Annotated in this window: 18 protein-coding genes and 3 tRNA genes; 17 read left to right on the top strand and 4 right to left on the bottom strand. The window is 69.6% G+C overall.

Features of this window, described 5'->3' with window-relative positions; all coding sequences use genetic code 11:
- Positions 1–43: 43 nt before the first annotated feature.
- Positions 44–1,942 carry an ATP-binding response regulator gene (locus tag QZH52_RS16440; protein ID WP_301810915.1) on the bottom strand — a complete coding sequence of 633 codons (1,899 nt, stop codon included), beginning with the start codon at positions 1,940–1,942 and terminating at the stop codon, positions 44–46.
- A gap of 257 nt (positions 1,943–2,199) precedes the next feature.
- On the opposite strand from QZH52_RS16440, the gene phnD reads away from it, so the two are divergent.
- Entirely contained in the window at positions 2,200–3,207 is a 1,008-nt protein-coding gene (gene phnD, locus QZH52_RS16435; RefSeq protein ID WP_436411596.1) for a phosphate/phosphite/phosphonate ABC transporter substrate-binding protein, read from the top strand.
- A gap of 4 nt (positions 3,208–3,211) precedes the next feature.
- Positions 3,212–4,213: a phosphate/phosphite/phosphonate ABC transporter substrate-binding protein gene (locus QZH52_RS16430; protein WP_301810913.1), complete on the top strand. Its 1,002-nt coding sequence runs from the start codon at positions 3,212–3,214 to the stop codon at positions 4,211–4,213.
- Here the strand turns inward: QZH52_RS16430 and QZH52_RS16425 are convergent.
- The gene (locus QZH52_RS16425) at positions 4,210–4,620 is read right to left on the bottom strand and encodes a hypothetical protein (protein WP_301810912.1); all 411 of its coding nucleotides are present in this window, start codon (positions 4,618–4,620) and stop codon (positions 4,210–4,212) included. The genes QZH52_RS16430 and QZH52_RS16425 overlap by 4 nt on opposite strands.
- 101 nt (positions 4,621–4,721) lie before the next feature.
- Here QZH52_RS16425 and fusA point away from each other — a divergent pair, with 101 nt between their 5' ends.
- Entirely contained in the window at positions 4,722–6,782 is a 2,061-nt protein-coding gene (fusA, locus tag QZH52_RS16420; protein WP_301810911.1) for an elongation factor G, read from the top strand.
- Positions 6,783–6,796: 14 nt separating this feature from the next.
- On the opposite strand, the gene QZH52_RS16415 is transcribed toward fusA, so the two are convergent.
- Positions 6,797–8,143, bottom strand: a complete 1,347-nt coding sequence (locus QZH52_RS16415; RefSeq protein ID WP_301810910.1) for a DotU family type IV/VI secretion system protein — start codon at positions 8,141–8,143, stop codon at positions 6,797–6,799.
- Positions 8,144–8,395: 252 nt separating this feature from the next.
- Here QZH52_RS16415 and QZH52_RS16410 point away from each other — a divergent pair, with 252 nt between their 5' ends.
- Positions 8,396–9,079: a LuxR C-terminal-related transcriptional regulator gene (locus QZH52_RS16410; protein ID WP_286533714.1), complete on the top strand. Its 684-nt coding sequence runs from the start codon at positions 8,396–8,398 to the stop codon at positions 9,077–9,079.
- A 63-nt stretch (positions 9,080–9,142) separates the two neighbouring features.
- Positions 9,143–9,847, top strand: coding sequence for a phosphoglycolate phosphatase (gph, locus tag QZH52_RS16405; RefSeq protein ID WP_436411592.1), 705 nt, complete (start codon positions 9,143–9,145; stop codon positions 9,845–9,847).
- On the opposite strand, the gene QZH52_RS16400 is transcribed toward gph, so the two are convergent.
- The gene (locus QZH52_RS16400; protein ID WP_301810907.1) at positions 9,808–10,401 is read right to left on the bottom strand and encodes a chalcone isomerase family protein; all 594 of its coding nucleotides are present in this window, start codon (positions 10,399–10,401) and stop codon (positions 9,808–9,810) included. The genes gph and QZH52_RS16400 overlap by 40 nt on opposite strands.
- A gap of 285 nt (positions 10,402–10,686) precedes the next feature.
- Between QZH52_RS16400 and trpE the strand changes: the two genes are divergently transcribed.
- The 12 genes from trpE to QZH52_RS16340 form a co-directional block, all read left to right on the top strand.
- Entirely contained in the window at positions 10,687–12,189 is a 1,503-nt protein-coding gene (trpE, locus tag QZH52_RS16395) for an anthranilate synthase component I (protein WP_286655515.1), read from the top strand.
- On the top strand, positions 12,186–12,578 hold the full coding sequence (locus QZH52_RS16390; RefSeq protein WP_301810902.1) for a GxxExxY protein: 393 nt from the start codon (positions 12,186–12,188) through the stop codon (positions 12,576–12,578). Before trpE ends, QZH52_RS16390 begins: the two co-directional genes overlap by 4 nt.
- On the top strand, positions 12,575–13,159 hold the full coding sequence (locus tag QZH52_RS16385) for an anthranilate synthase component II (protein WP_301810900.1): 585 nt from the start codon (positions 12,575–12,577) through the stop codon (positions 13,157–13,159). The genes QZH52_RS16390 and QZH52_RS16385 overlap by 4 nt, the downstream gene beginning before the upstream one ends.
- Before the next feature lie 5 nt (positions 13,160–13,164).
- The gene (gene ltaE / locus QZH52_RS16380) at positions 13,165–14,223 is read left to right on the top strand and encodes a low-specificity L-threonine aldolase (protein WP_301810898.1); all 1,059 of its coding nucleotides are present in this window, start codon (positions 13,165–13,167) and stop codon (positions 14,221–14,223) included.
- Positions 14,216–14,872 carry a LysE family translocator gene (locus QZH52_RS16375; protein ID WP_301810897.1) on the top strand — a complete coding sequence of 219 codons (657 nt, stop codon included), beginning with the start codon at positions 14,216–14,218 and terminating at the stop codon, positions 14,870–14,872. The genes ltaE and QZH52_RS16375 overlap by 8 nt, the downstream gene beginning before the upstream one ends.
- Positions 14,873–14,885: 13 nt before the next feature.
- A complete protein-coding gene (gene trpD / locus QZH52_RS16370; RefSeq protein WP_286533727.1) occupies positions 14,886–15,911 on the top strand; it encodes an anthranilate phosphoribosyltransferase in 1,026 nt (341 codons plus the stop codon).
- 14 nt (positions 15,912–15,925) lie between these two features.
- Complete coding sequence (trpC, locus tag QZH52_RS16365) at positions 15,926–16,726, top strand: indole-3-glycerol phosphate synthase TrpC (RefSeq protein ID WP_301810890.1); 801 nt, start codon at positions 15,926–15,928, stop codon at positions 16,724–16,726.
- Positions 16,723–17,445: a uracil-DNA glycosylase gene (locus QZH52_RS16360; RefSeq protein WP_301810889.1), complete on the top strand. Its 723-nt coding sequence runs from the start codon at positions 16,723–16,725 to the stop codon at positions 17,443–17,445. The genes trpC and QZH52_RS16360 overlap by 4 nt, the downstream gene beginning before the upstream one ends.
- Before the next feature lie 96 nt (positions 17,446–17,541).
- Positions 17,542–17,627 (top strand) — tRNA-Tyr (locus QZH52_RS16355).
- 65 nt (positions 17,628–17,692) lie between these two features.
- A tRNA-Gly gene (locus tag QZH52_RS16350) sits at positions 17,693–17,766 on the top strand.
- 41 nt (positions 17,767–17,807) lie between these two features.
- Positions 17,808–17,882: transfer RNA gene (locus tag QZH52_RS16345), tRNA-Thr, on the top strand.
- Positions 17,883–17,956: 74 nt separating this feature from the next.
- Positions 17,957–18,316 (top strand): GTP-binding protein (locus QZH52_RS16340; RefSeq protein WP_301810887.1); only part of this gene is annotated, 360 nt, incomplete at its 3' end.

Below are 18,316 nucleotides of genomic sequence, written 5' to 3'. Positions count from 1 at the left end.
GGTCTATGCCGGACGACGTACGGGCGCGTCCGACGGCGGGCGCCTACAGTGCCGCGGCGGCGCTGCGCACCGCGGCCAGCTGGATGTTGATGGCCTGGCGCAGCACCCGTGGCGAAACCGGCTTGTAGAGCACCGCGACGCCGGCGCTGGCGACTTCGCGCAAGCGGTCGGGCTTGGTCTCGCCGGTCACCAGCAGCCGCGCGGTCGATGGCCCGATGCCGCGCGGATGGCGTTCCAGCGCCGCGATCACGTCGAGCCCGTTGTCCCCGCCCTGCAGCAGCAGGTCGCTCACGACGATGTCGGGCGGCCGGTCCCAGGCGTCGGCCAGTGCCAGGGCTTCGGAACGGCTCTGCGCCGCCAGCACCTGCGCGCCCCAGTTCGCCAGCACGACCTGCAGGCCCTCGAGGATGGTGCGCTCGTCGTCGATCACCAGCACCACCATGTCGACCAGGCCGGCATCGTCTTCGGCCGGCGGGCCGAACGCCTGCGCGGGCGGCGCAGGCAGGCTGGTCGCGGGCGCGGTGGCGCGCACCGGCACCCGCACGCAGGTGCCCTTGTTGGGCCGGGAAATGAGCTCGACCCGGGTGTTGAGCAGGGCCGCGAGCCGCTGCACCGTGGCCAGGCCCAGCCCCATCCCGCGCGACTCCCGGCCACCCTGCCGGCCCTGCGGGTCGACCTGGTAGAACTCCTCGAAGACCCGCGGCTGGTGATGGGCCGCGATGCCGATGCCGGTGTCCCAGACGTCGATGCGGATCGCCTTGCCGCGCCGCCGGGCGCCGACCAGGATTCCCCCCTCGGTGGTGTGGCGCAGCGAGTTCGAGACCAGGTTGTTGAGGATCCGCGACAGCATGACGTAGTCGCAGCGCACCCAGGCCTCGGTCTTGCGCACCACCAGCCGCAGGTTCTTCTGCTCTGCCACCGCCCGGAAGTTGCGGCTGATTTCGTCGAACAGGGTATCGAGCGCGAAGTCGGTCCACTGCGGCTGCAGCACGCCGGCGTCGAGCTGCGAGAGGTTCAGCAGCTCCGAGAACAGCCGGTCCAGCGACTCGACGCACTCCCGGATGTGGCCGATGCGCTGCAGCCGCACCGGATCGGTCTCGCCCTTGGCGAGGCCGTCCGAGAACAAGGTCAGCGCATGCAGCGGTTGCCGCAAGTCGTGGCTGGCGGCGGCCAGCAAACGGGTCTTGGCCTGGCTGGCGACCTCCAGCTGCTGGTTCTTGCTGGCCAGCTCGGCGGTGGCGTTGACGATGCGGCTCTCCAGCTGGTTGCGGCTGTCCAGCAGCGCCCGCGCCGCCAGGTTGAAGCCGTGCTGCAGCCGCCGCACCTCGGCCGAACCCTCGATCTCGACCTGCGCGTCCTCTCCGGCGCCGAGCCGGTCGACCGCCTCGCCGAGCGCCTGGATCGGCGCGCTGATGCGTCGCGCCGCCCACCAGCCGGCCAGCCCGACGCCGGCCAGGCTGGCGCCCAGGACGATCACGACATTGAGCCAGACCGCCTGCTTGGCGCTGGCGACCGCGTCCAGGCTCATCTCCACCATCACCTTGCCGTTGTGCCTGCCGTCATCGCCGGTGATCGGGGCGACCACCTGCAGCCCCTCCCCGCGCTGCCGGTCCACGGTTTCGGCATTGGCGACGATCTCGCCTTCTTCCGACCAGATCTGCACCTGCTGCACATGCGGCTGGAAGCTGCCGGACAGCGCGGTGCGCTGCAGCGCCCGGCGGTCCATGTGCTGCATCTGCGACTGGGCCACGGTCGCGACCTGAAGCGCCACCGTCTGGGCGTTGGCGCGCATCAGCGCGGTCAGGTTCTCCAGGTGCTGGCGCGTCAGCACCGCGATCGCGCCCAGGGTCGCCACGGTCGCCGGCAACAGCGCCAGCAGGACCAGCTGCTGCGCCAGTGTCAGACCGGCCAGCAGGCGCAGGGCGCGGAAGGACCAGCTCATCGAGGAGCTGGAACGGCTGCGGCTGTCAGCCACTGAGCGGCACCCCGTTGCGCATGGATCAATGAAAATGACACGTTTACTGCTTAAGTTGGTTTCTAATTGTGTTGTAGGCAGCACTCGCTTGACCAGCCCATTCGGCTCGTCGGGCCGATGCGGTCCAGAAAAAGATGCAGGCTTCCGTCCTATGCGCTTCCCTTGTTGTCGCGGTTTCCCGGCCGGATCGGTTCCGGGCCGGTGCGGCGCGGGTGGCGGCCTGGATGCTGCGCGCCGGGCTCGCGCTGGCGCTGGGCTGGCAGCTCGGGGCGGCGGCGCAGGCGGCCGGCGGGGCCGAAGCCGCCGCCGGCACCGCCGTGCGCTTCGGCATCCTGCCGCTTGGCGGGGCTTTCGAGTCGCGCAACGACTGGGAGCCGTTGCTGGCGGACCTGCAGCGCGCCATCGGCCGGCCGGTCACCATGCTGTCGGTCACCTCGTACGAGGCCCTGGAGCAGGCGATCCAGCGCGACCAGGTCGACATGGCCTTCCTGTCCGGCAAGATGGCGCTCGACGCCGTGACGCTGCGGCGCATGAAGGTGGTGGCGCAGGTGACGCGCCATGACGGCCTGCCGGGCTATCGCGCGCTGCTGCTGACGCGCAAGTCGGGCCCTCGCACCACCCTCAAGGAGCTGCTGGCCGAACCCGAAGGCTGGCGCCTGGCGCGCGGCGAGAGCCGGTCGGTGTCGGGCTTCATCGTGCCGCAGCTGCAGCTCTTCCTGCCCAACCACATCGCGATGGAGACCCGCTTCCGCAGCGAGGTGGTGGGCACCCACCAGGTGACCGCGCTGGCGGTGGCCAACGGCGAGGCCGACGTCGCCACCAACAACACGGCCGACTTCGAACGCTTCCGGCTGCAGTTCCCGGCCGAAGCCGATCGACTGCAGGTGATCTGGGAGTCGGAACTGATTCCGCATGCGCAGATCGTGATCCGGCGCGGTTACGGGCCCGAGTTCGAGAAGAAGGTGCAGCTCTTCCTGGTCGAGTACGCGCGCGGCAAGGGCCCGCGCGGCGACAGCGAGCGCGCAGTGCTGAAGTCGCTGCACGACCTGGCCGGCTTCGTGGCGGCCGACAACAGCTCGCTGCTGCCGGCCGCCAAGCTGGCCTACCAGCTGGCGCGGCAGAGCACCATGACCTCGCAGTGGGTCAACGAGGCGGCGCGCCAGGCGCGGTTGCAGCGCATCGAAGCCACCTATGCCGAGCAGGTGGCGGCGTTGCGTTCGGGGGCGCCGTGACGGCATGCTGAGACGAGGCGCCCTGGCGATCGCCGGCGTGGCGCTGGCCGCTGCGCTCGGCTGGCACGCCGGTGCCGCGGCGCAGGCCGCGCCGGCCGAGTTGCGCTTCGGCGTGCTGCCGGTCGGCGGCGTGGTCGAGTCGCGCGAAAGCTGGACCCCGTTGCTGGCCGAGCTCAGCCGTGCGCTGGGCCGGCCCGTGACGGTGCATTCGGCGACCACCTACGAGGCGCTCGGCGAGGCCATCCGGCGGCGCCAGGTCGACCTGAGCCTGCTGTCGGCGCAGCTCGCGCTCGATGCCGTGACCCAGCGCCGCATGGTGGTGCTGGCCCAGGTCGAGCGGCATGGCGGTACACCGGACCACCGCGCCGTGCTGCTGGTGCGCAAGGACGGGCCGTCCGACCCGCTCGCCGACCTGCTGGCCCGGCCCGAGCAATGGCGCCTGGCGCGCGGCGACAGCCGGTCGGTGTCGGGCTTCATCCTGCCGCAGGTCCAGCTCTTCCTGCCGAACCGGATCGCGATGGAGACCCGCTTCAAGAGCGAGATCGTCGGCACCCACCAGACCACGGCGTTGGCGGTGGCCAATGGCGACGCCGACGTGGCGACCAACAACACCACCGATTTCGAGCGCTTCCGCGCGCAGTTCCCGGCCGAGGCCGAGCGCCTGCAGGTGATCTGGCAGTCGGAGCCGACGCCGCCGGCCCAGGTGCTGGTGCGCAGCGACGTGCCGCCGGAACTCCAGAAAAAGCTGCGCGCCTTCCTGGTGGGCTACGGGCGAGGGCGGGGTCCGCGGGCCGAGGCCCAGCGCGAGGTCCTCAAGTCGCTGCGGGCGTCGCTGGGCTATGCCGCCGCCGACAACAAGGCGCTGCTGCCGGCGGCCCGGCTGCAATACCAGCTCGCCCGGCAGAGCGCGCTGAACGCGCAATGGGTCAGCGAGGCCGCGCGCCAGGCCCGGCTGCAGCGCATCGAGACCGCCTACGCGGAGCAGGTCGCCGCCTTGCAGGACTAGGGCCTGTTCACGCCCTGATCCTGCGGGCGCTCCAGCAGCCATTCCGGCGGCGCGTAGATGTCGGCGAAGCGGACACGGGCGATCGAGTAGTGGATCTCTGTGCCCGGCGGCACGCCGATCGCCGGCAGCGCCGCCTGCAGCAGGGCCCGTCCGGCGGCGATGTCCGAGATGTCGATGTCGACCCGGGTGAACGCGACCCGGCGCCGGCCGCGCCGCGTCGGCTCCCCGAGCGAGTCGCCCCAGCCGAGCACCGAGCCCAGCCCGTCGGCGCGCAGCGCCTGGTCGATGCGTTCCTCGCGCTGGTGCCAGCGGTCGTCCACGTCCTCGACGACCGGGATCTTGACGACCATGAATTCGCGGCGTTGGTAGCCCGTGCTGTCGGGGGTGGAGGCGATCGGCAGTCCCATGGCCGACATTGTCCGGCAAGCGGCGGCTGGCGCGTCCGGCTTGCATCGGAGCGGCCGATCCCGTACGCTGGGCCGCCGCCCAGGCGCCGAGGAGACAGCCCATGCCAAGCCGAACGAACGGCCAGACGGCCGAAATGGAAGCGGTGCGAACCCTGGCGCTCGTCGGCGCCTCCGCCGCCGGCAAGACCTCGCTCGCCGAGGCCCTGCTGCACAAGGCGGGTGCCATCGGCGCCCGCGGCAGCGTCGAGCGCGGCAGCACCGTGAGCGACCACGATCCCCTCGAGCGCCGCATGCAGCATTCGCTCAATGCCTCGGTCATGCACCTGACGCACGCCGGCACCCGGGTCCACTTCATCGACACGCCCGGCGGCGCCGACTTCCTCGGCCAGAGCCTGCCGGCCCTGGAAGCCGTCGAGACCGCGGCGGTGGTCGTCAATGCGGCCACCGGGATCGAGCCGATGACCCTGCGCATGATGGCCTATGCCGCCGAGCGGCACCTGGCGCGGATGGTGATCGTCAACAAGATCGACACCCAGGGCGTCGACCTGCGCAGCCTGCTGGCGCAGATCCAGGCGACCTTCGGGCGCGAGTGCCTGCCGCTCAACCTGCCGGCAGCGGGTGGCACGCAGGTCGTCGACTGCTTCTTCAACCGCGAGGGGCAGTCCGACATCGGCAGCGTCGAGGACGCGCATCGGGCGCTGGTCGAGCAGGTGGTCGAGGTCGATGCGGCCTTCGTCGACCGCTACCTGTCCGAGGGCGACGTCGATGCTGCCGAGTTGCACGCGCCGCTCGAGCAGGCGCTGCGCGAAGGCCACCTGATCCCGGTCTGCTTCGTCTCGGCGCGCAACGGCGCCGGCCTGGCGGAGCTGCTCGACGTCGTCGTCAAGCTGCTGCCCGATCCGACCGAAGCCAATCCGCCGGACTTCCTGCTCGGCGAGGGCGCCGCGGCCGAGCCGATGCAGGCCCGGCCCGACCCGTCGCTGCACGTGCTGGCGCATGTCTTCAAGGTCACGGTCGATCCCTACGTGGGCAAGCTCGGGATCTTCCGCGTCCACCAGGGCACGGTCACGCGCGACAGCCAGCTCTATGTCGGCGACGGCCGCAAGCCCTTCAAGGTCGGCCACCTGTTCATGCTGCAGGGCAAGGACTACGTCGAGGTGGGGCGGGCGCTGCCGGGCGACATCGTGGCGGTGGCCAAGGTCGACGAGATCCACTTCGACGCCGTGCTGCACGACGCCGCCGAGGACGACCACGTGCACCTGGCGCCGCTGGCCTTCCCGGTGCCGGTGCACGGCCTGGCGGTCGAGCCCAAGCGCCACGGCGACGAACAGCGGGCCTGGGAAATCCTCGGCAAGCTGGTCGCCGAGGACCCCTGCCTGCGGGTCGAGCACGTGGTGGCCACCAACGAGACCATCATCTACGGCCTCGGCGAGCTGCACCTGCGGGTGATGCTCGAGCGGCTGCGCGAGGTCTACCGCTTCGAGGTCGAGACCCGCCCGCCGCGCATCGCCTACCGCGAGACCGTGACCGCGCCGGCCGAGGGCCACCACCGCCACAAGAAGCAGACCGGCGGCGCCGGCCAGTTCGGCGAGGTCTTCCTGCGCATCGAGCCGCTGGCGCGCGGCGCCGGCTTCGAGTTCGCCGACGAGGTCAAGGGCGGCGCGATCCCGGGCCAGTTCATCCCGGCGGTCGAGAAGGGCGTGCGCGAGGTGCTGGCGTCGGGCGCGATCGCCGGCTACCCGGTGGTCGACGTCCGGGTGGTGGTGCATGACGGCAAGCACCACAGCGTCGACAGCAAGGACATCGCCTTCGCGACCGCCGGGCGCAAGGCCTTCATGGCCGCCATCCGGGCGGCGCGGCCGATCGTGCTGGAGCCGATCGTGCAGATCGAGATCGCCGCGCCCGACCACGCGATCGGCGACGTCACCGGCGACCTGTCCTCGCGCCGCGGGCTGGTCACGGGCACCGCGAACGGCGGCGCCGGGACGGTCGTGGTCCGGGGCCAGGTGCCGATGTCGGAGCTGGCCAGCTACCAGTCGCGGCTCAACGCCATGACCAGCGGCCAGGGCCGCTACACCATCGCGCTGTCGCACTACGAGGCGGTGCCGCCGGGCACCCAGCAGACCTTGACCGCGCAGCATCGCGTGCGCGACGACGACTGAGCTGGTTCAGAACCTCAGCGCGGCACCGTTTCGAGGAACACCATCTCGGCCACGGCGCGGGCGCCGAATTCGCCCACCGCCAGCGATTCGCGCAGCCGCTGCAGGTAGGCCGAGGCCAGCTCGAAGGGCGGCCGCTCCGACGCCTGGGCGAAGGGCATCGGAGAGGACAGCGCGGTCACCAGCACCGTGCCGAAGGGCGGCGCCGCGAGCCAGCTCGACGGGATGTCGCGTCCGAGCTCGATGGTCTCTCCTGCGGTCAGGCGCAGCTGCACCGGCCCCGCGTTCAGGTGCAGCACGGCGCCGTCGGCCGTGTAGTAGTCAACCCACAGGTAGCCGTCGCGCCGCGCGTTCGTGACCTCGATCAGGACCCGGTCGCCTTCCCGCAGGCGGCCCGTCGGTGCCGTCGGCGTGGCGATCGCCAGCCCGAGGGCCAGCTCGCGGTTGCGCGCCTGGTAGGGCTTGAGCAGGGCCAGCACCTCGCAGTGCGGCCAGATCCGCAGCTGGAGGTCGAACTCTGCGGCGCTGACCCCCGGCAGGGCGCGCACGTCCTGCTGCACCTGCACCATCTCCTCGGCGTTCGAGACGAAGCCCTGCACCCGCGCCTGGCCATCGGGCGCCACCGTGGCGGACAGGTCCGCGCAGGCATAGGCCTGGAGTTGCAGGTCGATGCGCTGGGCCAGCGTCAGCGGCGCTTCGCTCGACCCCGCGAACATGAACCAGAGCGCGTAGGCCAGCGGGACCAGCAGCGCCAGCGCCCCGCCGGCTCGCAGCAGCGCGCGCCGGCGCCACAGCGGATCGCGCGGATCGCGCGGGCCGGGCGGGCCGGGCGGGCCGGGGAGGCCATCGGGCTGCGGCGTGATGGGGGCCTGGGCCAGGCCGTCGATCGGCGCCGGCTGCAGCGCGAGCTGCTCGGCGTGCAGCGCCTTGAGCTTGCCCAGCTCGCCGCTGTCGTCGTTCTCGAAGTAGTACTGGCCCTTGAAGCCGAGTGCCAGCACGCGCCAGTAGACCTCGCGCACCTCGTCGTCGTCGACCGTGAGCGTCGACAGGTGATGGAAGAACTCGCTGGCGGCATTGCTGGAATTGAACAGCCGCAGCTGCAGCGGCGACCCGCCCGCGTTCTTGCAGCCGGGGTGCCGCGCCAGGATCTCGTCGATCCAGGCGACCATCGCGAAGCGGGCCGACTCGACCGCCGCGGCCGGGCGGCCGAGCGCCAGGGCCGCCGTCCGGGCCTCTTCCAGCAGGTTCAGCGCCTGCTGCCGGGCGCTCTCGCAGCCGGGCTCGGCACGGTCCGCCGCGATCGACGCATCGAGGCCCAGCCCGAACGACACGAAGCTGGAAAAAGTGTCGAGCAGGCGAGCCATTCAGCCCTCGCGGCCGTGCCTGTTCACGCCGGGGCGTGGCTGCCGATCGGAGCCCTGCGGTTGCGCCTGCATCGTTGGCACATGCCCTTGTCTCCGCTCGTTCTTGGATGCGAAATATTCCTTCATTGCCGCGCGCCGGCGCCATATCGCTTGGGAGCTATGTCGTTCGAGGAGCGAAATCCGCCTTGATGCGCGTCTCGTTCACCGTTATCGTCGGCGAGCCAATATCCATCCATGTCGCTGGGGAAAGCCATGAAAATCCTGATCGCCGACGACCACCGGCTCGTCATCGAGGCGGTCAAGGCCAAGCTGTCGGAACTAGAGCCCGGCATCGACTTCGTCCTGGCCATGAGCGTCGACGAGTTGCTCGCCAGCGCCAGCGACGACCTCGACCTGGCCGTGATCGACCTGAACATGCCCGGTGCCGAGGGCCAGGCCCACATCGACGAGGTCCGCCGCCGCCTGCCGGCGGTGCCGGTCATCGTGCTGTCGGGCTACGAAGACCCGGCCGTGATGCGCAGCGTGCTCGAGCGCGGCGTGCTCGGCTTCATTCCCAAGGCCTATTCGCCGGAGGTCATGCTGTCGGCGGTGCGGCTGGTGCTGGCCGGCGGCGTCTACGTGCCGCCGATGATGCTGTCGTCGCTGCCGCCCGGCGTGGTCGCCGGCATCCCCGGCGTCGGCGCCGCCGACGGTGTCCAGCGCGGATCGGGTGCCGCGACGGCCCAGACGCTCGAGCACCTGCGCAACGTGCTCACCGAACGCCAGGTCGAGGTGCTGCAGCTGCTGTCGCAGGGCAAGCCCAACAAGCTCATCGGCCGCGCCCTCGGCATCAGCGAGGGCACGGTCAAGATCCACCTCGCGGCGATTTTCCGCGCGCTCAACGTGCGCAACCGCACCGAGGCGGTGGTCGCGGCCCAGACTGTCACCGAGGCTTGAATCGGGGCGCGTGCGGCATTTCCGCATCGCTGCTGCTGTCGCCGGACCCCTATGATCCGGCGCGTGAAACCTCAACCCATCGACCTTTCCCGCTTCGACGCCGCGATCGTCGACCTCGACGGCACCCTGGTCGACACCCTCGGCGATTTCGTCGTCGCCCTGAACCTCATGCTGCGCGACCTGTCGCTGGCGGCGGTCGAGGCGCCGGCCGTCGAGGCCATGGTCGGCAAGGGTTCCGAGCACCTGATCGCGTCCGTGCTGCGCCATGTCGGCGCCGCCGCGGCGCTCTACGAACGCGCCTGGGACCGCTATCAGCACCACTACCTCGCGATCAACGGGGCGCATGCCCGGGTCTACGAAGGCGTGGCCGCCGGGCTGTCGGCGCTGCGGGCGCGGGGCCTGCGCCTGGCCTGCCTGACCAACAAGCCGACCGCCTTCGCCCTCCCGCTGCTGGCCGCCAAAGGCCTCGACGGCTACTTCGAGCAGGTCTTCGGCGGCGACGCCTTCGAGCGCAAGAAGCCCGACCCGCTGCCGTTGCTGAAGACCTGCGAGGCGCTGGGCACGCTGCCGGCGCGCACCCTGATGGTGGGCGACTCGAGCAACGACGCCCGGGCAGCGCGCGCGGCCGGCTGCCCGGTGGTGCTGGTCAGCTACGGGTACAACCATGGCGAACCGGTGCGCGGCGTGGACGCCGACGGTTTCGTCGACTCGCTGCTCGAATTGAGCGCTCAGGACGATTTGCCCAGCAGCGCGTCCTTCAGCTTGTAGTCGGCCGGGGACGGCCCGATCCAGATGCGCAGCAGCGCATTGAAGAAGGCCTGCTCCTTGATCGGCTCGCCCTGCGGCACGCCGCGCACCGTGACCAGGCTGCCGCTGCCCGGGATCCAGTCGACCGTGAAGCCGTCACCGGCCTTCAGCATCTTCTGGTCCGCGAACATCTGCCCCATGCGCAGCAGGCCGGGGATCAGCTGCGACATGTCGCTCTTGGGCGAGTTGTCCTCGACGCCGCGCGTGAACAGCTTGCCGAGCTCGTTGGCATCGATGTCGCGCAGCATGGTGATGGTCACGCGCTTCGGCCCCGGTGCGGCCAGCACTTCTTCGACGGTGTCGGCCTTCTTGCCGAGGTAGAGCCCGGCGGTGTAGACCTTGAAGACGGCCTTGTAGCGCACGCCGGCGCCGTTCAGCAGCAGCTTGCTGCCGCGCAGGTCGAGGGTGTCGTCGAGCTTGACCCCCGCCACATCGACCTGGGCGGCCGATGCCGCGAAGGATGCGAGCGCAAGGGTGGACAGCGCGAGCAGGCGCCGCAGGTGGAAGAAGGGCATCAGGGTCTCCGTAGGCCGCACGAATTTTTTAAAGAACCCCAATGTATCTTTTTGTATGTGCCTTGTCCCTGGGCTAAACTCCCGATTCACATGTTCATTCATCACGTCATTCAGACAGGTCAAGGCAGCCGGGGAGCCTGGCCTTGGCGCACGCCATCGTCGTTGCCTGTCTGATTGCACGGCGCACGCCGTGCGCCCGCGGCCTTCAGTTCACCTGAACCGGCCAACCAGAATGACCCCGCCAGCGACCATCGAAGCGTCAGCTGGCCGACGGAGACCCCACCCGTGATCACCGAACTCGAATTCAAGAGCCTCAGCGCGCAGGGCTACAACCGCATCCCGCTGATGGTCGAGGCTTTTGCCGACCTCGAAACGCCTCTTTCCCTCTATCTCAAGCTGGCCTACACCAAGGACAGCGGCAAGCACAGCTTCCTGCTCGAATCGGTGGTGGGCGGCGAGCGCTTCGGCCGCTACAGCTTCATCGGCCTGCCGGCGCGCACGCTGCTGCGGGCCAGCGGCTTCGGCGCCGACGCCCTGACCGAGGTTGTAACGGACGGCAAAGTCGTGGAAAAAGCCCATGGCAACCCGCTCGACTTCGTTGCGGCCTACCAACAGCGTTTCAAGGTGGCGCTGCGTCCGGGCCTGCCGCGCTTCTGCGGCGGCCTGGCCGGCTACTTCGGTTACGACACCGTGCGCCACATCGAGAAGAAGCTCGAGAAGAGCTGCCCCCCCGACACCCTGGGCTGCCCCGACATCCTGCTGCTGCAGTGCGAGGAGCTGGCGGTGATCGACAACCTCTCGGGCAAGCTCTACCTGATCGTCTATGCAGACCCGGCGCAGCCCGAGGCCTATGCCAACGCCAAGCGCCGGCTGCGCGAACTGCGCGACCAGCTCAAGTACTCGGTCAGCGCGCCGCAGGTGAAGGCCAGCCAGGCGCATCCGGCGCAGCGCAGCTTTGCCAAGGCCGACTACCTGGCGGCGGTCGAGCGCGCCAAGGAGCTGATCGCGGCCGGCGACTTCATGCAGGTGCAGGTCGGCCAGCGCATCAGCAAGCGCTACACCGAGTCGCCGCTGTCGCTGTACCGGGCGCTGCGTTCGCTCAACCCGTCGCCCTATATGTACTACTACCACCTGGGAGATTTCCACGTGGTGGGCGCCTCGCCCGAGATCCTGGTGCGGCAGGAGCACACCGGCGAGGGCGAGCAGAAGATCACGATCCGCCCGCTGGCCGGCACCCGGCCGCGCGGCGCCTCGCCCGAGCTCGACCGCGCGGCCGAGGTCGAGCTCATCAACGACCCCAAGGAGCGCGCCGAGCACGTGATGCTGATCGACCTGGCGCGCAACGACATCGGCCGCATCGCCAAGACCGGCACGGTGAAGGTGACCGAGGCCTTCGCGGTCGAGCGCTACAGCCACGTGATGCACATCGTCAGCAATGTCGAAGGCACGCTCAAGGACGGCATGACCGCGATCGACGTGCTCAAGGCCACCTTCCCCGCCGGCACCCTCACGGGCGCGCCCAAGGTGCACGCGATGGAGCTGATCGACCAGCTTGAGCCGACCAAGCGCGGCCTCTACGGCGGCGCCTGCGGTTACATCAGCTATGCCGGCGACATGGACGTCGCGATCGCGATCCGCACCGGCATCGTCAAGGACCAGATGCTGCACGTGCAGGCCGCGGCCGGCGTGGTGGCCGACTCGGTGCCCGAGCTCGAATGGAAAGAGACCGAGGCCAAGGCGCGGGCGCTGCTGCGCGCTGCCGAGCTGGTCGAGGAGGGCCTGGAATGAGCACCGAAGACAACAACAACAACGACTTCTCGCACGAGATCATCGGCGCCGCGGTGGAGGTGCAGCGGGTGCTCGGCACCGGCCTGCCCGAAGCGGTCTACGCCGCCGCGCTCGAGATCGAGCTCGCCGAGCGCGAGATCGGCTTCCAGCGCGACGTGCCGGTGGCGGCCAGCTACAAGGGCCGTTCGCTGGGCGAAGTCTGCCGCGCCGCCTTCGTGGTCGAGCAGTCGGTGGTGGTCGAACTCAGGGCGGTCGACGCGCTGACCGACCTGCACCGCGCGCAGGCACAGGCGGCCGTGCGGCTGTCGGGGCTCAGGCTGGGCCTCCTGATCAACTTCAACGTGTTCCCGGTGGTCAAGGGCGTGCACCGGATCGGAGTCAAGCCATGAAGCTCCTGATGATCGACAACTACGACAGCTTCACCTACAACCTGGTGCAGTATTTTGGCGAGCTCGGCGCCGAGGTCGAGGTGCATCGGAACGACGAGATCACGCTCGAGGGCCTGCAGGAGCGCATCGCCGGCGGTGTCGACCGGCTGGTGATCTCGCCGGGGCCGTGCTCGCCGGCCGAGGCCGGCGTCTCGGTGGCGGCGATCCAGGCCTTCGCGGGCCAGCTTCCGATCCTCGGCGTCTGCCTCGGGCACCAGGCGATCGGCGCCGCCTTCGGCGGCAAGATCATCCGTGCCCAGCAGCTGATGCACGGCAAGGTCAGCGAGATCACGACCACGCGCGAAGGCGTCTTCGCCGGCCTGCCCGAGAAGTTCAGCGTCAACCGCTATCACTCGCTGGCGATCGAGCGCCAAAGCTGCCCCGAGACGCTCGCGCTCACCGCCTGGACCGACGACGGCGAGATCATGGGCGTGCGCCACACCGGCTTCGCCCATGCGGTGCGCGTCGAAGGCGTGCAATTCCACCCTGAATCGATCCTCACCGAGCATGGCCACGCGATGCTCAAGAACTTCCTGGAGTGACGCCAATGAGCCATCCCTCGTCCAAGGTCGTCGACCTGCGCAGCGACACCGTGACCCAGCCGACCGAGGCCATGCGCGCAGCCATGCTCGCGGCGCCGCTCGGCGACGACGTCTTCGCCGACGACCCCAGCGTCAACGCGCTGCAGCGCCAGATCGCCGAGCTGCTGGGCTTCGAGGCGGCGCTGTTCGTGCCCACCGGCACGCAGAGCAACCTGTGCGCGATCCTCTCGCACTGCCAGCGCGGCGACGAATACATCGTCGGCCAGCAGGCGCACTGCTACCGCTGGGAAGGTGGCGGCGCGGCGGTGTTCGGCAGCGTGCAGCCGCAGCCGCTCGACCACCAGCCCGACGGCACGCTGGCGCTGGACGCGATCGAGGCCGCCATCAAGCCCGACGACGCCCACTTTGCGCGCACCCGGCTGCTGGCGCTCGAGAACACGCTGGGCGGCAAGCTGCTGCCTTTCGCCTATGTGGAGCAGGCCACGCAACTCGCGCAGGGCAAGGGGCTGGCGCGCCACCTTGACGGCGCCCGGCTCTTCAACGCGGCCACCGCCCAGGCGGCCGCGCTCGGCGCCGACGTGCGCGCCGAGGCGCGGCGGATCGCCGGCTGCTTCGACAGCGTGTCGGTCTGCTTCAGCAAGGGCCTAGGCGCGCCGGTCGGCTCGGCCCTGTGCGGGTCGCGCGAGTTCATTGCACGTGCCCACCGCATCCGCAAGATGGCGGGCGGCGGCATGCGCCAGGCCGGACTGCTGGCCGCGGCCGCTTCCTACGCGCTCGAAAACCACGTCGATCGCCTAGCCGACGACCATGCGCTGGCGCAGCGGCTGGCGCAAGGCCTGCAAGGCATCGACGGCCTGCAGGTCGAGCTGCCGCAGACCAACCTGCTGTTCGTCGACCTGACGGGCGCGGCGCGTTCGCGCTCCGGCGAGTTGCTGGCCCACCTGAAGGAACACGGCGTGCTCGCCACCGGCCTCTACCGGCTGCGCTTCGCCACCCACCTGGACGTCGACGCTGCCGGCATCGACCGCGCCATCGGCGCGATCCGGAGCTTCTTCCGTGCCTGACGCCCATTCCCTGCTGCTGTTCGTCGCCGCCGGACTGCTGCTGAACCTCACGCCGGGGCCCGACGTGCTCTACATCGTGAGCCATTCGCTGCGCTCGGGCGCGCGAGCCGGCATCCTGGCGGGCTTCGGCATCACCGCCGGCTGCTTCGTCCACATCATCGCCGCGGCGCTGGGCCTGAGCGCGCTGATGGCCGCCTCCAGCACCGCCTTCACCGTGCTCAAGTGGGTCGGCGCGGCCTACCTGCTGTGGGTCGGCGTGCGGATGCTGTTTTCCCGGCCTTCGGGCGCCGCGCCGGCCCTGGCCGCGGCCGGCCCGGCGAACGCGAAGAGCGTGTTCCTCGGCGGCTTCTGGACCAATGCCCTGAACCCCAAGGTGGCGCTGTTCTTCCTGGCCTTCGTGCCGCAGTTCATCGCGCCGGGCACCGACGACAAGGCGCTGGCCTTCTTCCTGCTCGGCGTGCTGTTCAACTTCAATGCGATCTTCGTCAACGTGGCGTGGGCGCTGGCGGCCGGCTGGACCGCGCGCCGCGTCGGCCTGGTGCAGCGCGGCATGCACTGGCTGCAGCGCGGCGCCGGCGCGCTGTTCGTCGGCTTCGGTCTTCGCCTCGCGCTTTCCGATTCACCGCTGGCGCCGCCAGCCACCCACTAGAGAGACCAGCACCATGCCCATCACTCCCCAGGAAGCCCTGCAGCGCACTGTCGAGCACCGCGAGGTGTTCCACGACGAGATGCTGCACATCGTGCGCCTCATCATGAGCGGCGAATGCTCGCCCGTGATGATGGCGGCGCTGATCACAGGCCTGCGCGTCAAGAAGGAGACCATCGGCGAGATCACCGCTGCCGCGCAGGTGATGCGCGAGGTCGCGACCAAGGTGCCGGTGGCGGACACCACGAACCTGGTCGACATCGTCGGCACCGGCGGCGACGGCTCCCACACTTTCAACATCTCGACCTGCACGATGTTCGTCGCCGCGGCGGCCGGCGCCAAGGTCAGCAAGCATGGCGGGCGCAGCGTCAGCAGCAAGTCCGGCAGCGCCGACGTGCTCGAGTCGCTGGGCATCAACATCAACCTGAAGCCCGAGCAGATCGCCAAGTGCATCGCCGATGTCGGCATCGGCTTCATGTTCGCGCCGAACCACCATCCGGCGATGAAGAACGTGGCCCCGGTGCGCAAGGAACTCGGCATCAAGACCATCTTCAACATCCTTGGTCCGCTGACCAATCCGGCCGGCGCGCCGAACATCCTGATGGGCGTGTTCCACCCCGACCTGGTCGGCATCCAGGTGCGCGCGCTGCAGCGCCTGGGCGCCGAGCATGCGCTGGTGGTCTATGGCCGCGACGGCATGGACGAGGTCTCGCTCGGCGCCGCCACCATGGTCGGCGAACTGAAGGACGGCGAGGTCCGCGAGTACGAGCTGCACCCCGAGGACTTCGGCTTCTCGATGTCGAGCAACCGCAGCCTGCGCGTCGAGACCCCCGAGCAGTCGAAGGCGATGCTGCTCGACGTACTCGACAACCAGCCGGGCCCGGCGCGCGACATCGTCGTGCTGAACGCCGCCGCCGCGCTCTACGCGGCCAATGTCAGCGATTCGATCGCCGCCGGCGTCGAGCGCGCCCGGGCCGCGCTCGACAGCGGCGCGGCCAAGGCCAAGCTGGCCGAATTCGCTGCCGCCACCGCGGCCGCCTGAGGAGGACACGAGACATGTCGAACACCCTGGACAAGATCGTCGCCGTCAAGCGCGAGGAGATCGCCGCCGCCAAGAAGAAAAGCCCGCTGGAAGCGGTGCGCTTCGATGCCGAGAGCCGCGTGCTGACGCGCGACTTCGTCGGCGCCCTGCGCGCCAAGATCGACGCCGGCGCCGCCGCGGTGATCGCCGAGGTCAAGAAGGCGAGCCCGAGCAAGGGCGTGCTGCGCGCCGAATTCATCCCGGCCGACATCGCGCAAAGCTACGCCGAGGGCGACGGCCAGGTCAGCGCCGCCTGCCTCTCGGTCCTGACCGACCGCCAGTTCTTCCAGGGCGGGGTCGACTACCTGAAGCAGGCCCGGGCGTCCTGCGAGCTGCCGGTGCTGCGCAAGGATTTCATCGTCGACCCCTACCAGGTCTACGAGTCGCGCGCGATGGGCGCCGATGCCATCCTGCTGATCGTCGCCTGCCTCGACGATGCCCAGATGCGCGACTATGAAGCCATCGCGGCCGGGCTCGGCATGGCGGTGCTGGTGGAAGCGCACGACGGCGCCGAACTCGAGCGCGCCCTCAAGCTGCGCACGCCGCTGATCGGCATCAACAACCGCAACCTGCGCACCTTCGAGGTGTCGGTGCAGACCACGCTCGACCTGCGGGCCCAGGTGCCGGCCGATCGCCTGCTGGTGACCGAGTCGGGCATCGCGACCCGCGACGAGGTGGCCCGGCTGCGCGCCGCTGGCGTCCACGCCTTCCTGGTCGGTGAGACCTTCATGCGGGCGGACGAGCCGGGCGAGGCGCTGGCCGAGCTTTTCAGATGAGCTTGCACGGCCAACTCGCCACGGCCGATCCGGCCGATTGGCCGGTCGCGCCGGGCTGGCAGCCGCTGGTCGACGGGTTCTTCGCCGGCCCGGTCGGCGTCAAGCTGCTGGCCTACCTGCGCGAGCGGCTCGACGCCGGCGCCGTGATCTTCCCGCCGCAGCCGCTGCGGGCGCTCGAACTGACACCGCCCGAGGAAGTCCGGGTCGTCATCCTCGGCCAGGACCCGTACCACGGCCGCGGCCAGGCCGAGGGGCTGGCGTTCTCGGTGGCGCCCGGCGTGCCGCTGCCGCCGTCGCTGCGCAACATCTTCAAGGAATTGCAGCGCGACCTCGGCACGCCGCCGCCGGCCTTCCCGAACCCGGGCGGCAGCCTGGCGAAATGGGCCACGCACGGCGTCCTGCTGCTCAACACCTGCCTGACGGTGGAGGAGGGCCAGGCCGCCAGCCATTCGGGGCGCGGCTGGGAGACGCTGACCGACGCGGTGATCCGTCACGTGGCCGAGCGCGACCGGCCGGTGGTCTTCATGCTGTGGGGGGCGCATGCCCAGACCAAGCGGGCCCTGATCGATACAAGTCGTCACAAAATATTGGTAGCCAACCATCCCTCGCCGCTGTCGGCCCTGCGGCCCCCGCTGCCCTTTATCGGTTGTGGCCACTTCGGGCAGGTGCGCGCCTGGCGCGAAGCAGAAACCTTGGGGTCGGGGCAAGAAGGGGCCTGATTTCGTGCGAAAATCTAAGGCTCTCGGGAAATGAGCCCCGGTAGAAGGCCTGCGATCGACCAGCCCTTCTACTCGTGCTATATTCCGAGGTTCGCCGGAGAGGTGGCCGAGTGGTTAATGGCAGCAGACTGTAAATCTGCCCTCTTACGAGTACGCTGGTTCGAATCCAGCCCTCTCCACCAGCGAAAAATGGATTTTGCAGAGCGCTTGACTGTGACCGTTGCGGCACCCCGGAGGGTGTCACGATGCGGGAGTAGTTCAATGGTAGAACCCTAGCCTTCCAAGCTAATGACGCGGGTTCGATTCCCGTCTCCCGCTCCAGAGGTCCAGGTCAGCGCGAAGCGCAGGTTTTTTTTGATATCGCCCATTTGGCTCAGTGGTAGAGCACTCCCTTGGTAAGGGAGAGGTCGCGGGTCCGATTCCCGCAATGGGCACCAGTTTTGGGGTTGCAGCCGGCCGGTTGCAACCCCATGTCAGTGTGTTGATCTAGTTATTTTTCGGAGTCGAGAAAATGGCAAAAGGAAAATTCACCCGCACGAAGCCGCACGTCAACGTGGGCACGATCGGTCACGTGGACCATGGCAAGACGACGTTGACGGCGGCGATCGCCACCGTGCTGTCGGCCAAGTTCGGCGGCGAAGCGAAGGCCTACGACCAGATCGACGCGGCTCCTGAAGAAAAGGCGCGCGGCATCACGATCAACACCGCGCACGTCGAATACGAAACGGCCAACCGCCACTACGCGCACGTCGACTGCCCGGGTCACGCCGACTACGTGAAGAACATGATCACCGGCGCCGCCCAGATGGACGGCGCGATCCTGGTGTGTTCGGCCGCCGACGGCCCGATGCCCCAGACCCGCGAGCACATC

Source organism: Variovorax ginsengisoli (assembly GCF_030486595.1).
In the GTDB taxonomy this organism is placed as follows: Bacteria; Pseudomonadota; Gammaproteobacteria; order Burkholderiales; family Burkholderiaceae_C; genus Variovorax; species Variovorax ginsengisoli_B.
The sequence above is the reverse complement of the archived record's forward strand: the minus strand, read 5'-3'. Positions and strand labels throughout refer to the sequence as shown.